Here is a 14,268-nt window from a genome sequence, read left to right as displayed (position 1 = left end):
GGGTGGACCCCACGCTCGGCTCCCAGACTTGCGAAGTACCCTCTATCGCCATGGGGGACCACGACGACCTGCGTAAATTCATCACTGACCTGGCTGTGGTCCACGGCCGGGTGGTGCTCTCGTCGGGTCGGGAGGCGGACTGGTACGTCGATCTGCGTCGCGTCACGCTCCATCACCGGGCGGCGCCGTTGATCGGCCGGGTGATGTGCGACCTCACCGCCGACTGGGCCTACGACGCGGTGGGCGGGCTGACCCTCGGGGCCGATCCGGTGGCCACCGCGATGCTGCACGCGGCTGCCGGGAGCGACCGCCCGGTGGACGCCTTCGTGGTCCGCAAGGCGGGCAAGGCGCACGGCCTCCAGCGCCGGATCGAGGGGCCGGACGTGGCCGGCCGCCGGGTCCTGGCGGTCGAGGACACCTCGACGACGGGCGGCAGCGTGTTGACCGCCGTCGAGGCGTTGCGTGAGGCCGGGGCCGAGGTGGTGGGTGTGGCGGTTATTGTTGATCGAGGTGCCGGCGACGCGGTGCGAGCCGCCGGACTGCCTTATCGGGCGGCCTATACGTTGGCTGACCTCGGCCTTGTGGCGTAAAAGTCTGCCGATTCGGATCTGCTGATATGCAGGCGGATCGATGCTGCTGGTGGAAGGATGGAAAACGTGGGAACTGCGTTGGCTGAAATGACCATGCCTCAGATCTCGCCGCTTGCCGGCGAGCCGATCGAACGTGCCGACGCCGAGCGGCTCGCGGGGGTCCTCAAGGCCCTCGCGGACCCCGCCCGGCTGCGGCTGCTCAGCCTGATCCAGTCGGCTCCCGAGGGGGAGGCGTGCGTGTGTGACCTCACCGCGCCGCTCGGCCTCTCGCAGCCGACGGTCAGCCACCACCTGCGCATCCTCACCGAGGCCGGCTTGCTGGAGCGGGAGAAGCGCGGTGTCTGGGCGTACTACCGGCTGGTGCCGACCGCGATCGCCACGATCGCGGATCTGCTGACCCCGCCGCGGAAGCGGGCCACCAAGAAGGCCCGCTGAATCCGGACGTGTTCGGGTCCGGGGTGGCCGCCCGCACTGAGTGCGGCGGCGATGGGTGGCGTGCCAGGGGTGGCGCCACCACCGGACGGTGACGGCTCCCGTCATCCGTGCCACCCGCAGGTCGACAGGTCGTAGTCGAAGGCCGGCCCCCACGAGGGGGCCGGCCTTCGGTGTGTCCGGGGTCAGCGGCGGTGCTGGCCGCCGCGCCGGTGCTGCTGGTCGTCGTCGCCGTCGATGGCGTCCCGGACCGCGTCCACCGCGCCCGCCGCGCTGGCCGCGGCGACCACCGCGACCGCCTCACCGCGCTTGCGCGCCCGCCGGTCGCGGAGGAACTCGAAGACGATCGGCAGCACCGAGATCAGGACGATGATCGCCACCACCGGCAGGATGTACCGGTCGATCTTGTCGCCGATCGCGTCGTAGATCTGGTGGGCCAGCAGGTAGCCGATCAGCAGGATGCCGTCCACCCAGAGGATCGCCCCGACCACGTTCCACAGGAGGAACTGCCGGGCGGGCATGCCGAGCACGCCGGCCACCGGGTTGAGGAACGTCCGCACGATCGGGATGAACCGGGCCAGCACCACGGCCTTCGCCGGGCCGAACTTCTGGAAGTAGTACTCGGCCTTCTCGACGTACTCCCGCTTGAACAGCCGGGAGTTGGGGCGGTCGAACATCCGCTTGCCGTAGCGCCCGCCCAGCCAGTGCCCGAGCTGGGCGCCGGCGATCGCGCAGAGCGGGCCGCCGATCAGCAGACCGGCCAGCGAGAGCCGGGTGCCGTCGCCGAAGATCGCGTCGGCCACCGGCGAGGCGGCCACCCCGGCCAGGAAGAGCAGCGAGTCGCCCGGGAAGAAGAAGCCGACCAGCAGGCCGGTCTCGGCGAAGAGGATCGCCCACACGCCGACCATCCCGAAGGTGTGGATGAGTTCCTTCGGGTCGAGCGGGTTCAAAGCCACGCTCTCGGAGAGCATCCGGGTCTTCTCTGCTGTGTCCACGGCCACAAAGGGTACCCGGGCCGGGTCCGGTGGTTCGCCGGACCGGGCGTACGGGTCACCGCCGCGAGTCGACCGGCCCGGCGGCCAGTCCGGGTGACCGGGAGACGAAGGTGCCCCGCCTCCCTGGGTGGGTGGCGGGGCACCTTTCTGGTGCTCTTGTCAGGCGACGAAGCGGGTCTTGCGGCGGCGGGACACCACGTAGCCGGCCGCGCCGGCGGCGAGCAGGAGCGCGCCGACGCCGGCGATCAGAGCGGTGGAGGAACCGGTGATCGGCAGCGTGCCGCCGTCACCCTCGCCACCGCCACCCTGGCCGCCGTCGCCACCCTGGCCGCCGTCGCCGCCCGGCGCGGCGTTCACCACGACCTTGGCGGTGTCGTTGGCCGGCTTCAGGTCACGGGTGAAGCCGCCATCGCACTGGCAGGTGGCATTGATCTTCACCGGCCCGGTCGCGTTGGCGATCACCTTGTCGATCCGGAGCGAGAAGTCCAGCATCTCCGAGTCGCCGGCCTTCAGCACCGTCCCGAAGTAGCAGAAGTAGTTGCGCTGGCCCGGCTGGCCCGGCTCGCCCCACTCGTCGCCGTTCCTGGTGATGCAGTTCTCCGGAACCGCGACCGCCGTCGTGCCCTGCGGCACGTCGAAGGTCAGGTAGGTGACGGAGCTGCCCGCCCGGTTGTGGTCGAGAGTCGCCGGGCCGTTGTTGCGCAGCCCGAAGGTCGCCTTCACCGTGGCGCCGGCCGCGCCGGTGACCGAGGTGCCGAGCGCCTCGAGATCGGTGCCGTTCTCGCCGGTCGCCTTCACCGTGACGATCGTGCCGTTGTTGTCCGGCTGCCGGTCGGCCTGGAAGCCCTGGGCGGCCGCCTTGCCGGGGACCTGGGTGAGGGCCAGCTCGCCGTCGGTGCCCGGCTTACCGATGGTCTCCTCGTAGAAGTCCATGTCGTTCTGGAAGTCCTCGAACTCGGCCGGGGTCATCCAGATGATCTCGCCGTACTTGGCGCTCGGGGCGTAGGTGTCCGCGCCGAGGGTGTACGGCAGCGAGGCACTGAAGGTGCTGCCCGCGGCCAGTTCCTCGTCGAACGTGCAGGTGCGCAGCTCGTCGCCCACGTACGTGCAGTTGCTGAAGTGCTTGGCCGCGTTCATGCCGTAGTCGTTGAAGAAGATCGCGACGGCACCCTTGGCGGCGGTCTCGCCCGCGTTGCTGACCGTCGCCGGAGCGGTGAAGCTCTTACCGGGGGCGGCCGACGTCGTGGTCTCCGGACCGGCGGCCAGGTCGACACCCTCGCCGACCCGGATCTTCGCGTCGTGCGAGATCGGGTCCTGGCCGGCCGCGGTCATGGTGACCTTCAGCGTCCCGGCGTCACCGTCCTTCGCCTTGCTGGTGGTCTTGAGCTGCACGTCGAAGAAGCCGGTCGAGCCCCACTCGTAGACCTCGACGTCGAACGGGTTGGTGCAGAGCAGTACGTACTCCGACGGCGTGCTGCAGTAGCTGCCAGATTCCTCGCCGACGGTCACCTTGCCGGCCAGGTCGGAGAAGTCGTAGCGAATGGCGACGTCGTGCAGCACGGTCGGGGCGGAGCTGAAGATCCTGGTGTCCCCGATCTTGCCGTCGGAGTTCGTGGCGATCGTGGTGTCGCTGAAGTAGAGGCCCAGCTTGATCTGGGATTCGCCGGCGACGGCGGGAGTGGCGGAGGCGGCGACGAACGCGCCTGCGACGCCCAACCCGGCGAGCCAGCGCCGGGTGGAGTTGGTGAACATGGTGGGGGTTCCTCCGTGGGGGGTTGATCAGGTGGAGCCCGTGGAGCTTAAAGAACCCTTAAGTCGCCGCGCTGTCCCGGGTGACGCCGGACGGCAGATATTGACCGAACGGTTGATCGGCGGTGGTGCAATGTTCCGCCGGCCCGTACCCGTCAACAGGGCGGGACACCGGGAGGTGCAGTGACGTACGAGGAGTTCGCCGACGCGCGGCTGGGCGCCCTGCTGCGGTACGCGGTCATGCTGACCGGGGATCCGCACCAGGCCCAGGACCTGGTGCAGGACACCATGGTCCGGGTCCAGCTCAACTGGCGCCGGGTAGCCCGCAGCGACGCGCCGGAGCGGTACGTGCGCCGGATGCTCACCAACCAGTTCATCGACTGGCGGCGCGGCTCGTGGGCGCGCCGGGTGCTGCTGCGCGGCGAACCGGACGAGGGGGTGCCGGCCCCGACCGACCACGCGCAGTCCGCGGTGGACCGCGACCAGCTCTGGTCCTGGTTGTCGCGGCTGCCCCGGCGGCAGCGGGCCACGCTGGTGCTGCGCTACTACGAGGACCTGCCCGACGCGGAGATCGCGGAGATCCTCGGCTGTGCCGTCGGCACCGTCCGCTCCTGCATCTCCCGCGCCCTGGCCACCCTCCGAGCCGAGTACGTGGAGGTCTGCTGATGATCGAGGACGACCTGCGAACCGCTTTCGCGCGGTGCGAGGAGTTGACCCCGGCGGTCGGCCCGGTCCGGCTCGCCATCGACCGGGCCGTGGTCCGCCGCCGGCGCCGGCGGCTCCGGCTCCGGCTCGCCGGCACGGCGCTGGCGGTGGTGGCCGCCGCCCTGGCCGGCTTCACGGCGATCGCGCCGCGACCGCCGGAGACCGCGAACCAGCTCGGCGCGCCGGCGACCCCGCCACCCAGCGGGGCGCTGAACGTGCTGCTCCTCGGCCTGGACCAGGCCGGCGGGGGGCGGCGCGCCGACTCCGTGCTGCTGGTGCACGTGCCGGCGGACCGCAGCCGGCTCTACCTGGTCTCGCTCCCGCGCGACCTGCTGGTGCCCCTCTCCGGCCGGGGGACCGAGAAACTCAACGCGTCCTTCACCGCCGGCGCCGGGCCGGCCGGAACGGACCTGGCCGCCGGATACCAGTCGACCCGGCAGGTGGTCGCCCAGCTCACCGGCCTACGGATCGACGCCGGCGCGGTGCTCACCTACCGGGCGACCCGGGAGCTCACCGACGCGGTCGGCCGCGTGCCGGTCTGCCTGCCGGCGGCGGTGCGCTCGGTGCACACCGGGCGGCGGTTCCCGGCCGGCTGCCAGCAGCTCGACGGCACCGCGGCGGTGGACCTGCTGCGGCAGCGCTACGGCCTTCGGGACGGCGGACTGGACCGGGACCGCAACGCCGGCCGGTACGCGGCCGGACTGCTCACCCGGATCCGGGAGGAGGGGGTGCTGACCAACCCGGTGCTGCTCAACCGGTTGGTCTCGCAGGCCGGTTCGGGCCTGGTGACCGACACCGGTGAGACGTCCCTGCTGACGCTGCTCTCCGTGGCCGGGAAGGCGGCCACCGTCGATCCGGTCGTGGTCGGCCTGCCGGTCCGCTACACGGAGAAGGAACCGTTCGGGTTCCGCCTCGACCCCGCCCTGGCACCGGGCTTCCTCGACGCGCTGCGGGGCGACCGGCTCGGTGAGTGGACGGCCGCGTACCCGAAGCAGGTCACCGCGCTGCGCTGACGCGGGCGGGGCCGCCGGCCCCGCCCGCCTGGCTCAGCGGTAGTCGTCCTCGTCGGCGGTGACCACCCGGGCCTGTTCCATGGCATCCCAGTCGCCGACCTCCAGCCCCCGGTGCGGCTCGCCGTCGGCGTCGTCGGGGGTGACCGCCGCAGCCTGCTCGACCGCGTCGGCCGGCTCCGCCTCCAGGTCCCGCTCCTCCGGAGCGAGGTGGTCGCTCGGGGCGAAGTCCTCGTCGGGCTGACCCATCTTCCCTCCCTGGATCTCGGTGCGGGCAGTTCCCACCACACCGTACGGGCTGACCCGGGTCCCCGCTCGGGAGCGGGTGGAACGGTGGAGTCGGCGATTGTCCCCTCCGGGGCGAGCACCCGGTGCCAGGATGATGGCGTGGGGTTCCTGATCCGGCTGGCGATAACCGCGATCGCACTGTGGATCACCACGCTCATTGTGCCCGGCGTGGAGGTGACCGGCCGCAACGGGGCGAACACGGCGTTCACCCTGGTCGTGGTGGCGCTCATCTTCGGCGTGGTCAACGCCGTGCTGAAGCCGGTCATCAAGGTGTTCGGCTGCGTGTTCTACCTGCTCACACTCGGTCTGTTCGCGCTCGTGGTCAACGCCCTGCTGTTCCTGCTCACCGACTGGATCGCCCGCGGGCTGGATCTGCCGTTCCACGTGGACGGCTTCTGGGCGGCCTTCTGGGGCGCCATCGTGATGGCGGTGGTGAGCTGGCTGATCAGCGTCGTGGTGCCGGACAGGCTGGGGAAGCGGTGAGCGGTTCCCGGGTCGGTTGTGTCCGCCGCGCGCTCCTACGGGATACTTCCGGCGGTGGACAGCGCGGTCCGGCGCACCCAAGGAAGACAGCGGCCTGCACGGCCGAGAGCGGTAAGTAAGGAGCGTTCGACATGCCCATCGCTTCCCCCGAGGCTTACGCGGAGATGCTGGACCGGGCCAAGGCCGGCCGGTACGCGTACCCCGCGATCAACGTGACCTCCTCGCAGACGCTGAACGCGGCGCTCAAGGGCTTCGCCGACGCGGAGAGCGACGGCATCATCCAGGTCTCGACCGGTGGCGCGGAGTACCTGTCCGGGCCGTCCGTCAAGGACATGGTGACCGGCGCGGTGGCGTTCGCGGCGTACGCGCACGAGGTGGCCAAGAAGTACCCGGTGAACATCGCGCTGCACACCGACCACTGCCCGAAGGACAAGCTGGACAAGTTCGTCCGCCCGCTGATGGCCATCTCGCAGGAGCGGGTGAAGAACGGCCAGGAGCCGCTCTTCCAGTCGCACATGTGGGACGGCTCGGCGGTGCCGGTGGCCGAGAACCTCGAGATCGCCGAGCAGCTGCTCACCGAGGCCGCCAAGGGCAAGATCGTCCTTGAGATCGAGGTCGGCGTCGTCGGCGGCGAGGAGGACGGCGTCGAGAACGCCATCAACGAGAAGCTCTACACCACCGTCGAGGACGGCCTGGCCATGGTCGACGCGCTCGGCCTCGGCGAGAAGGGCCGCTACATGGCGGCGCTGACCTTCGGCAACGTGCACGGCGTCTACAAGCCGGGCAACGTCAAGCTCCGCCCTGCGGTGCTGCACGACATCCAGGTGGCCGTGGGCGCCAAGTACGGCAAGGACAAGCCGCTCAGCCTGGTGTTCCACGGCGGTTCCGGCTCGCTGCTGTCCGAGATCCGCGAGGCGCTGGACTACGGCGTGGTGAAGATGAACATCGACACCGACACCCAGTACACCTTCACCCGGCCGGTCGCGGACCACATGTTCCGCAACTACGACGGCGTGCTGAAGGTCGACGGCGAGGTCGGCAACAAGAAGATGTACGACCCGCGCGTCTGGGGCAAGGCCGCCGAGGCCGGCATGGCCGCCCGCGTGGTCGAGGCCTGCGAGCACCTGCGCTCCACCGGCACCAGGATGAAGTGACCTGACCTGCTGAGGAGGGGCCCCCTGTCGTCGACAGGGGGCCCCTCCTTTCACGCGGTGAGGATCCGTGCCGCCTCGCGGGCGTCGTCGGTGAGGTGGATCGTGGCCGACAGGTCGCCGAACGGGGAGGCGGCGAAGAGCGGCCGCAGCAGCGACTCCACCGGCAGCTCGGTGGTCCAGTAGGTCCGGTCCAGGAACACGTACGCGCCGCTCGCCCCGTCGGTGCCGTAGAAGGTCTTCGTGGCCGCCTGGAACACCTCCTGCACCGTGCCGGCCCGGCCGGGCGCGAAGACGATCCCGCCCCGGGCCAGCCGCAGGATGGTGTCCTCCCGGATGGCGTTCGAGAAGTACTTGGCGATCCGGCCGGCGAACAGGTTCGCCGGCTCGTGCCCGTACAGCCAGGTGGGGATGGCCAGGCCGCCCGAGCGGGCCCACTCGGTGCCAGGCGCCGCCGGGCGGGGCGTGGGCAGGGACGGGCCGGCCGCGTACCGGGCCCGGACCGACAGCGCCGCGGCCGTGTAGCGGTCGTGGTCGTTGAAGTCGGGCGCGGTGGCCAGCAGGTCGATCGCCGCCGTCAGATCCTCCGCCGGCCAGGCCGCGAGGAACGCGCCCAGGTTCGCCGCCTCCATCACGCCGGGGCCGCCGCCGGTCACCACCAGCCGGTCGGCCCGCGCCAGCTCCCAACCCAGCACGGCCGCCATCCGGTACGCGGCGCTGCCGCGCGGCACCGCGTGCCCACCCATCACGCCCACCACCGACTGCGGCCCGTGCACGGCCAGCCAGGCCCGGGTGGCGTCGGCCAGGGCGTTGTCCACCCCGTGGTCGTGCAGCCGCTGGCCGAGCGCCTCCCGCACGTCGGGCAGGGCGCCGCCGTGCGCCCGGAAGTGCGCGTACACCCGGGTGTCGTACATCCCGGCGAACCCGCCCTCGGCGAAGCCGGCGGCCAGGTCGTCGGCGGTGTAGAGGTGGGACGGCTGCGTCGGGTAGGGCAGCCCGGAGAAAGGTGGGACGACGTTCGCGCCCCGGCGGACGAGGTCCGCGCCGACCTCGCGGTCGGCGAACCGGCAGCCCACGAAGAGCGTGCCGGCGACCTCGGCGCCGCGCAGGTCGGGGACCGGGTCCAGGTCGAGGCGGAGGCCCTGGACGGTCACGCCGGCGAGGGTCCCCTCGGCCAGCCGCCGGTCGAACTCGGTCCGGGTCTCGATCTCGTCGGTGCGGGTGGCGTGCGGCTCGATGACGTCCGCGGGTGGTGGGGTCGGCACCCGACCATCCTGCCCCCGGGCGGCAAGCCGGCAAACGTGGGGAGCACGGACAGGAGCCCGGTGGCCAGGCCGCCGGGCTCCTGCACTACCCGGTCCTGGGGAGGCTCCGGATCTGTAGTTGTAGTGGAAAAACCCGCGCCCCGGCATGGGCCGCGGGTACGTGGGTGGCACACCGCAGGCGTGACGAAACCCTCAGCCGTTCAGCCGACCGGCTGGCCGGACCCCCTCGCGTACCCCAGGGCGAAGCGGGTTGAATGGGGCGATGCAGAACCTGTTGCCTGAGCCACCGGCCACCCTGCTCCCCGCACACGAGGAGGCCGACGCCATGCTGGCGGCCGCCGCCGAGCAGGACACCGACGAGGCGTACGCCGAGGTCGCGGCCCGCTTCCCGACCTACAGCGCGGGCTGGGCGGCGCTGGCCACCCGGGCGCTCGACGCGGGCCAGGTCATCCCGGCGTACGCGTACGCCCGCACCGGCTACCACCGGGGCCTCGACCAGCTCCGCCGCAGCGGCTGGAAGGGCCACGGCCCGGTGCCCTGGTCGCACCGGCCCAACCGGGGCTTCCTCCGCTGCCTCTACGTGCTCTCCCGGGCGGCCGGCGAGATCGGTGAGGCGGACGAGGCGGCGCGCTGCGCCCAGTTCCTCCGGGACTGCGACCCGGCCGCCGGAGACGCCCTGGCCAGCCACTGACGCGGGCGACGGCCGGCTCTCCGCGCGGGAGCCGGCCGTCACGCTCGCGCTACAGCCCCTCCGCCACCGACGCCGCGATCTTCAGCCAGGCGTCCCGGGTGGCCGAGGAGAGCTGCCCGTACCGGATCGGCTCGCCGGTGTCGATGAGCCGCTCGTACGGTGCCAGCAGCACCGCCCGGGTTCGGGCGGCGAAGTGTTCCTGGATGGCCGGCAGGTCGATCTCCTTGCGGGACGGTGGCATCGACACCACCGTCACGGCCTGCCGGACCAGCCGCTGCCGGCCGCTCTGCTCCAGGTGGTCGAGCATCCGCGCGGCGGTCTCGGCCGAGTCGTTGCGCGCTGACATGGTCACCACCAGCTGGTCGGTGGCGTCCATGGCGGCCTGCCAGTTCTGCGCCCGGACGTTGTTCCCGGTGTCCACGAAGATCAGCTTGTAGAAGCGGCTCACCACCTCGCGGATCTCGGCGAACGCGGCGGCGGTCAGCATCTCGCCGCCGGTCGCCGATTCGTCCGAGGCGAGCACGTCGAACATGCCCTCGCCCTGCGAGCGGACGTACTGCGACAGGTCGCCGACCCGGCCGTGGGGCCCCTGGAACTGGCCCAGGTCACGCAGCATGTCCCGCACGGTGCGGGAGTGGAAGTCCTGCTGGGCCCGCATCCCGAGGGTGCCCTGGGTCTCGTTGTTGTCCCAGGCCAGCACGTACCCGCCGCGCTTCTGGCCGAAGGTCATGGCGAGCAGCAGGATGGCGACCGTCTTGCCGGCGCCGCCCTTCGGGTTGACAACGGTCACCTGGCGCAGGCCGCCGAAGTTCCGGCGCACCATCTCGATGTCGCGCCGCATCTCCTGCTCCTGCCGCCCCGGCGCGAGCCGGACCAGCCCGATCTTGTTGACCACCGCCCGGACGCCCATGGTCGCCACCGGGTCGACCGGCCGGGCCTGCCGCCGCCGGGCGAAGTCCTCCGCCGTCGGTGGGGCACCGCTCGCCGGGGTCCAGACCTGCTCCGGGTACGCGCCGGGCTGCTGCGGCCCGGCCTGGTGCGGGCCGGGCTGCTGAGGGCCGGGCTGTGGGGGTACGGGCGGCTGTTGGGGTGCGCCCGGTTGCGGGGGCGGGCCGGCCTGCTGGGGCCAGGCCGGCGGGTACCAGCCCGGTGCGCCGGCCTGGGGCGCCGGTTGCCCGTAGCCGACCGGACCCGGCGGGTACCCCGTCCCGTCGCCGTAGGGCTGCTGGAGAGGTACGCCCGGCGAGGGTGGGAACGGGCCGAGCCGCGGCGGCGAACCCTCGGCCGGGCGGTCGGGACCGACCTGCGCGGTCCCGACCGCAGGCTGCCCCGGGTCGGGCGCGGTTGGGCCGGGCTGCGCCGGGTCGGCGGTGCCGGTCGCTGCCGCTGCGGCGGTCGGGTTGTCCGGCTCCCCGGCGTGTCCCTGGGTGCTGTGGTTCGGCTCCCCCGGGTGAACGGGGGTGGCGGGGTCGGTGGCCCCAGGGTGGGCCGGGCCCGTGGCCTGCGGCTGCACGGGGTGGGCCGGGGTCGACGGAGTGGTGGCAGGCGGCTCGGGCGGGTGGACCGGGGTCGCCGGTGCGGCGGCCTGGGTGGGCGGGACCGGCCCGGGGTGGGCCGGCGGCGTGGACGCGTCTGCGGTGGAGCGCTGCGGGGGCTGAGCCCAGGGGGACTCCGGCCGGCCGATCGGCTGCGTTTCCGCCCGGCGCTCGCCGGAGGTCGCGTCCGCTTCGCCGGGCGTCCCGTCGGTGCCGGCCGAGGTGTCCGCCGAGGTCGCACCCGCCGTCTCCGGCGTGGTCTCCGGCGCGCCGGATGCGCCGTCCGTGTTGGCCGTTTCGACGGGGCCATCCGGGGCGGCGGCCTGCACGGGGGCGGCCTCGGCGTCCGTCCCGACACCGGCCTGCGGGCCGGCCGCAGCGTCCGCGCCGGCCGCACCATCCGCGCCGGCGGGGTCGCCCGGGTGGGCGGCGGCCGTCCGAGGAGCGGGGACCCCGGGGGCGGCCGCGGCCGGTTGGTCGAGGGTGAACGGGAGATCCAGGTCGACCGGGGCCCGCGCCGCGTGGGGCGCGGGCACCGCGTCGCCCGCCGGTGCCCCGACCTCCGTGCCGTCGGCCGTCGAGGGCGCCGGCTCGGCCGGGGACGGCGTGGGCCAGGCGGGCGGGACGGGCCAGGCCGCCACGTTGGGCTGGGCCGGGGCCGCCCACGGCGGAGCGGTCACGCCCCCGTCGGTCTGCTCGGGCGGCCAGAGCGGTTCGACGTCCCGCTCCGGCACCTGCGGTTGACCTGGCACGTGGGCCCGGTCGGCGTTCTCGTGCACCACGGTTCCTCCCCATTCCTCCCGCCGAGGATAGGCCGTCCGGTCAGCCGGGTGGCCCGAGCGGGGGGATCGACGGAGGTCAGGCCGTCCAGACCGCCCAGGCGCCCGGCTCGGTCCACCAGGACCGCTTCCGGCTCAGCTCGCCCTCGACGCCGTCGTCGAGGAAGGGCAGCTTCTTGTCGCGGGGCACGACCGCCGCCGCCCGGCCACGCGCCCGGCGCACCTCCAGCCGTACCCTCTTACGGCCCAGCGCGGACCGGGTGACCACGGGCACGGCGACCGCCACCTGGACCCGGCCGTCGGACGGGTCCGGGTCGGCGAGCAGCACCACGTCGTCCAGGCGCGCGTACCCGCCGGCGTTGCCGATCGCGCACGCCATGATCGGCTCCTCGCCGTTGCTGAGCACCGTGCCGTCGACCTCGATCCGGGCCCGCCAGTGCAGCGGCCGGCCCGCGTCGTCGGCCGCCCCGAGCAGCGCGCCGTCCAGCGTGACCGAGCCACCGTCGTTGCGGAGCAGGTCGAGCCGGCGGGCAGTGCCGTCCAGCACCGCGGCGGCCACCGCCGCCGGGTCGCGGGGCAGGCCGAGCTGCGCGGCCAGATCCCGCGCCGTCCCGGACCGGGCCGGGTCGAGCGGAAGTACGCCGACCGGCGGCAGGTCCGGCACCGTCCGGTTGTCGGGCAGGTCGGCGGGGCGGCGGCTGGGCGGCGGAGCGTACCTCCGCACCAGCCGGCGCAGCACGGCGCGCAACTGCCCGTCACTGGCCGTGGCGACGACCAGCCGGGTCTTGGAGTCGGGGTCCGGCCAGGTGAGGCCGTCGGCGCGGGGTGGGCCGTCGAGGCGGGCCAGCACCTCGTCGATCTCGGCGTCCGAGCGGGCGGTCACCGTCTCCACCCGGGCACCCCGGGCGGTGAGCGCGTCCGCGCAGGCCAGCACCGGTACGCGCGGCGTCTCGCACCGCTCCCCCGGCTGCTCGCCGGCCGCCTCCGAGGCGCCACCGCAGCAGGCTCCACCGCTGCCGCAGCCTCCACCGGGAGCGTCCCGCTCCGAGCCGAGGGTGAGCAGCACCACGTCGTACACGAAGGAGCCTCCTGCTTCTCGACGAACCCCTGCCGGTCCCGCCGTCACTACTTGTTAGCCTGACACCCCGGGCTCGCCGACCGGTCGCCACCTGGCACCCGAGCCTTCTGGAGGCGGAAAAGATGCCAGCGATCGTGCTCATCGGCGCTCAGTGGGGCGACGAGGGCAAGGGCAAGGTTACCGACCTGCTGGGTGAGCGGGTCGACTACGTCGTGCGCTACTCCGGCGGCAACAACGCCGGCCACACGGTGATCACCCCGGACGGCCAGAAGTACGCGCTGCACCTCATGCCGTCCGGCGCGCTGTCGCCGGACGCGATGATCGTCATCGGCAACGGCGTCGTGGTCGACCCGAAGGTGCTGCTGGAGGAGATCGACGGTCTCGCCGAGCGGGGCGTGGACGTGTCCCGGCTGCGGATCTCGGGTGACGCGCACCTCATCATGCCGCACCACCGGGCGCTGGACCGGGTCGTCGAGCGCTACCTGGGCAGCTCGCGGATCGGCACCACGGGCCGGGGCATCGGCCCCGCGTACGGGGACAAGGTCGCCCGGATGGGCATCCGGCTCCAGGACCTCCTGGACCCCGGCATCCTGCGCAAGAAGCTGGAGCTGGCGCTCCGCGAGAAGAACCAGCTGCTGTTCAAGGTCTACAACCGCAAGGCGATCGACGTCGACGAGACCGTCGAGGAATACCTCCGGTACGCGGAGCGGCTGCGGCCGTACATCGCGGAGACCCGGGTCATGCTCTGGGACGCGCTGGACCGCGGCGACACGGTCCTGCTGGAGGGCGCCCAGGCGACCATGCTCGACATGGACCACGGCACCTACCCGTTCGTCACCTCGTCGAACCCGACGGCGGGCGGAGCGTGCGTGGGCGCGGGCATCCCGCCGACCGCGATCACCAAGGTCATTGCGGTGAGCAAGGCGTACACCACGCGGGTGGGTTCCGGCCCGTTCCCGACCGAGCTGTTCGACGACAACGGCCAGCACCTGCGCAAGGTCGGCCACGAGTACGGCACCACCACCGGCCGGGAGCGCCGCACCGGCTGGTTCGACGCCGTCGTGGCCCGGTACGCGTGCCGCCTCAACGGCGTCACCGACCTGGTCATCACCAAGCTGGATGTCCTGACCGGCATGCCCAAGGTGCCGATCTGCGTCGGCTACGAGATCAACGGCAAGCGCTTCGACGACATGCCGATGACGCAGACCGAGTTCCACCACGCCACCCCGGTCTACGAAGAGCTCGACGGCTGGTGGGAAGACATCACCAAGGCCCGCACCGAGGCGGAGCTCCCGGAGAACGCCCGCCGCTACATCGCCCGCATCGAGGAACTCTGCGGCACAAAGGTGAGCATCGTAGGCGTAGGCCCGGGCCGCGAAGAAAACGTAATCCGCCACCCCCTCCTCCCGTAACCCACCCACCAGGCCCTCCCGCGCCGCCGTCGCCCCGGTGATCATGAAGTTATTGCTCCGACACGCCGAAATCGGTAGCAATAACTTCATGATCAACCCTGCCGG

General features: G+C 72.7%; 14 protein-coding genes. 8 read left to right on the top strand and 6 right to left on the bottom strand.

From position 1 onward, the window contains the following. Positions 1 to 50: 50 nt before the first annotated feature. Positions 51 to 590, top strand: coding sequence for an orotate phosphoribosyltransferase (pyrE, locus tag NFX44_RS11740; protein WP_262283522.1), 540 nt, complete (start codon positions 51 to 53; stop codon positions 588 to 590). A 57-nt stretch (positions 591 to 647) separates the two neighbouring features. Further along, positions 648 to 1,025, top strand: a complete 378-nt coding sequence (locus NFX44_RS11735; protein ID WP_076468717.1) for a helix-turn-helix transcriptional regulator — start codon at positions 648 to 650, stop codon at positions 1,023 to 1,025. A 182-nt stretch (positions 1,026 to 1,207) separates the two neighbouring features. On the opposite strand, the gene NFX44_RS11730 is transcribed toward NFX44_RS11735, so the two are convergent. After that, positions 1,208 to 1,993 (bottom strand): DedA family protein, encoded by a 786-nt coding sequence (locus tag NFX44_RS11730; RefSeq protein WP_262283578.1) that lies wholly within the window; start codon positions 1,991 to 1,993, stop codon positions 1,208 to 1,210. Between the two features lie 183 nt (positions 1,994 to 2,176). Beyond that, a complete protein-coding gene (locus NFX44_RS11725; protein WP_262283521.1) occupies positions 2,177 to 3,769 on the bottom strand; it encodes an LPXTG cell wall anchor domain-containing protein in 1,593 nt (530 codons plus the stop codon). Between the two features lie 180 nt (positions 3,770 to 3,949). On the opposite strand from NFX44_RS11725, the gene NFX44_RS11720 reads away from it, so the two are divergent. After that, positions 3,950 to 4,432 (top strand): SigE family RNA polymerase sigma factor, encoded by a 483-nt coding sequence (locus NFX44_RS11720; RefSeq protein WP_262283520.1) that lies wholly within the window; start codon positions 3,950 to 3,952, stop codon positions 4,430 to 4,432. Then, positions 4,432 to 5,484: an LCP family protein gene (locus tag NFX44_RS11715; protein WP_262283519.1), complete on the top strand. Its 1,053-nt coding sequence runs from the start codon at positions 4,432 to 4,434 to the stop codon at positions 5,482 to 5,484. Before NFX44_RS11720 ends, NFX44_RS11715 begins: the two co-directional genes overlap by 1 nt. 33 nt (positions 5,485 to 5,517) lie before the next feature. On the opposite strand, the gene NFX44_RS11710 is transcribed toward NFX44_RS11715, so the two are convergent. Continuing rightward, complete coding sequence (locus NFX44_RS11710; RefSeq protein WP_262283518.1) at positions 5,518 to 5,730, bottom strand: hypothetical protein; 213 nt, start codon at positions 5,728 to 5,730, stop codon at positions 5,518 to 5,520. A gap of 138 nt (positions 5,731 to 5,868) precedes the next feature. Here NFX44_RS11710 and NFX44_RS11705 point away from each other — a divergent pair, with 138 nt between their 5' ends. Both NFX44_RS11705 and fbaA read left to right on the top strand, forming a co-directional pair. After that, positions 5,869 to 6,252, top strand: coding sequence for a phage holin family protein (locus NFX44_RS11705; RefSeq protein ID WP_262283517.1), 384 nt, complete (start codon positions 5,869 to 5,871; stop codon positions 6,250 to 6,252). Between the two features lie 131 nt (positions 6,253 to 6,383). After that, positions 6,384 to 7,406, top strand: a complete 1,023-nt coding sequence (gene fbaA / locus NFX44_RS11700; protein WP_262283516.1) for a class II fructose-bisphosphate aldolase — start codon at positions 6,384 to 6,386, stop codon at positions 7,404 to 7,406. Positions 7,407 to 7,456: 50 nt separating this feature from the next. Here fbaA and NFX44_RS11695 read toward each other — a convergent pair whose 3' ends face one another. Next, positions 7,457 to 8,668, bottom strand: a complete 1,212-nt coding sequence (locus NFX44_RS11695) for an LOG family protein (RefSeq protein ID WP_262283515.1) — start codon at positions 8,666 to 8,668, stop codon at positions 7,457 to 7,459. 262 nt (positions 8,669 to 8,930) lie between these two features. On the opposite strand from NFX44_RS11695, the gene NFX44_RS11690 reads away from it, so the two are divergent. Further along, positions 8,931 to 9,359 carry a DUF3151 domain-containing protein gene (locus NFX44_RS11690; protein WP_262283514.1) on the top strand — a complete coding sequence of 143 codons (429 nt, stop codon included), beginning with the start codon at positions 8,931 to 8,933 and terminating at the stop codon, positions 9,357 to 9,359. 49 nt (positions 9,360 to 9,408) lie between these two features. Here the strand turns inward: NFX44_RS11690 and NFX44_RS11685 are convergent, their stop codons facing one another. Together NFX44_RS11685 and NFX44_RS11680 are read right to left on the bottom strand one after the other, a co-directional pair. Next, positions 9,409 to 11,676, bottom strand: coding sequence for a chromosome partitioning protein (locus NFX44_RS11685; RefSeq protein ID WP_262283513.1), 2,268 nt, complete (start codon positions 11,674 to 11,676; stop codon positions 9,409 to 9,411). Between the two features lie 76 nt (positions 11,677 to 11,752). Next, entirely contained in the window at positions 11,753 to 12,751 is a 999-nt protein-coding gene (locus tag NFX44_RS11680) for an acylglycerol kinase family protein (protein WP_262283512.1), read from the bottom strand. A gap of 122 nt (positions 12,752 to 12,873) precedes the next feature. Here NFX44_RS11680 and NFX44_RS11675 point away from each other — a divergent pair, with 122 nt between their 5' ends. Further along, the gene (locus tag NFX44_RS11675; RefSeq protein ID WP_262283511.1) at positions 12,874 to 14,163 is read left to right on the top strand and encodes an adenylosuccinate synthase; all 1,290 of its coding nucleotides are present in this window, start codon (positions 12,874 to 12,876) and stop codon (positions 14,161 to 14,163) included. Positions 14,164 to 14,268 lie beyond the last annotated feature (105 nt).

This window comes from Micromonospora sp. MA102 (genome assembly GCF_025460765.1).
Taxonomy (GTDB): Bacteria; Actinomycetota; Actinomycetes; order Mycobacteriales; family Micromonosporaceae; genus Micromonospora; species Micromonospora halotolerans.
Note: the sequence above shows the minus strand (reverse complement) of the source record. Positions and strands in the feature narration are given on the sequence as shown.

Excerpts from the sequence above, each read along its gene's own strand:
- pyrE (WP_262283522.1), top strand. The coding sequence starts at position 51 with ATGGGGGACCACGACGACCTGCGTAAATTCATCACTGACCTGGCTGTG.
- NFX44_RS11735 (WP_076468717.1), top strand. The coding sequence starts at position 648 with ATGGAAAACGTGGGAACTGCGTTGGCTGAAATGACCATGCCTCAGATC.
- NFX44_RS11730 (WP_262283578.1), bottom strand. The coding sequence starts at position 1,993 with ATGCTCTCCGAGAGCGTGGCTTTGAACCCGCTCGACCCGAAGGAACTC.
- NFX44_RS11725 (WP_262283521.1), bottom strand. The coding sequence starts at position 3,769 with ATGTTCACCAACTCCACCCGGCGCTGGCTCGCCGGGTTGGGCGTCGCA.
- NFX44_RS11715 (WP_262283519.1), top strand. The coding sequence starts at position 4,432 with ATGATCGAGGACGACCTGCGAACCGCTTTCGCGCGGTGCGAGGAGTTG.
- NFX44_RS11710 (WP_262283518.1), bottom strand. The coding sequence starts at position 5,730 with ATGGGTCAGCCCGACGAGGACTTCGCCCCGAGCGACCACCTCGCTCCG.
- fbaA (WP_262283516.1), top strand. The coding sequence starts at position 6,384 with ATGCCCATCGCTTCCCCCGAGGCTTACGCGGAGATGCTGGACCGGGCC.
- NFX44_RS11690 (WP_262283514.1), top strand. The coding sequence starts at position 8,931 with ATGCAGAACCTGTTGCCTGAGCCACCGGCCACCCTGCTCCCCGCACAC.
- NFX44_RS11675 (WP_262283511.1), top strand. The coding sequence starts at position 12,874 with ATGCCAGCGATCGTGCTCATCGGCGCTCAGTGGGGCGACGAGGGCAAG.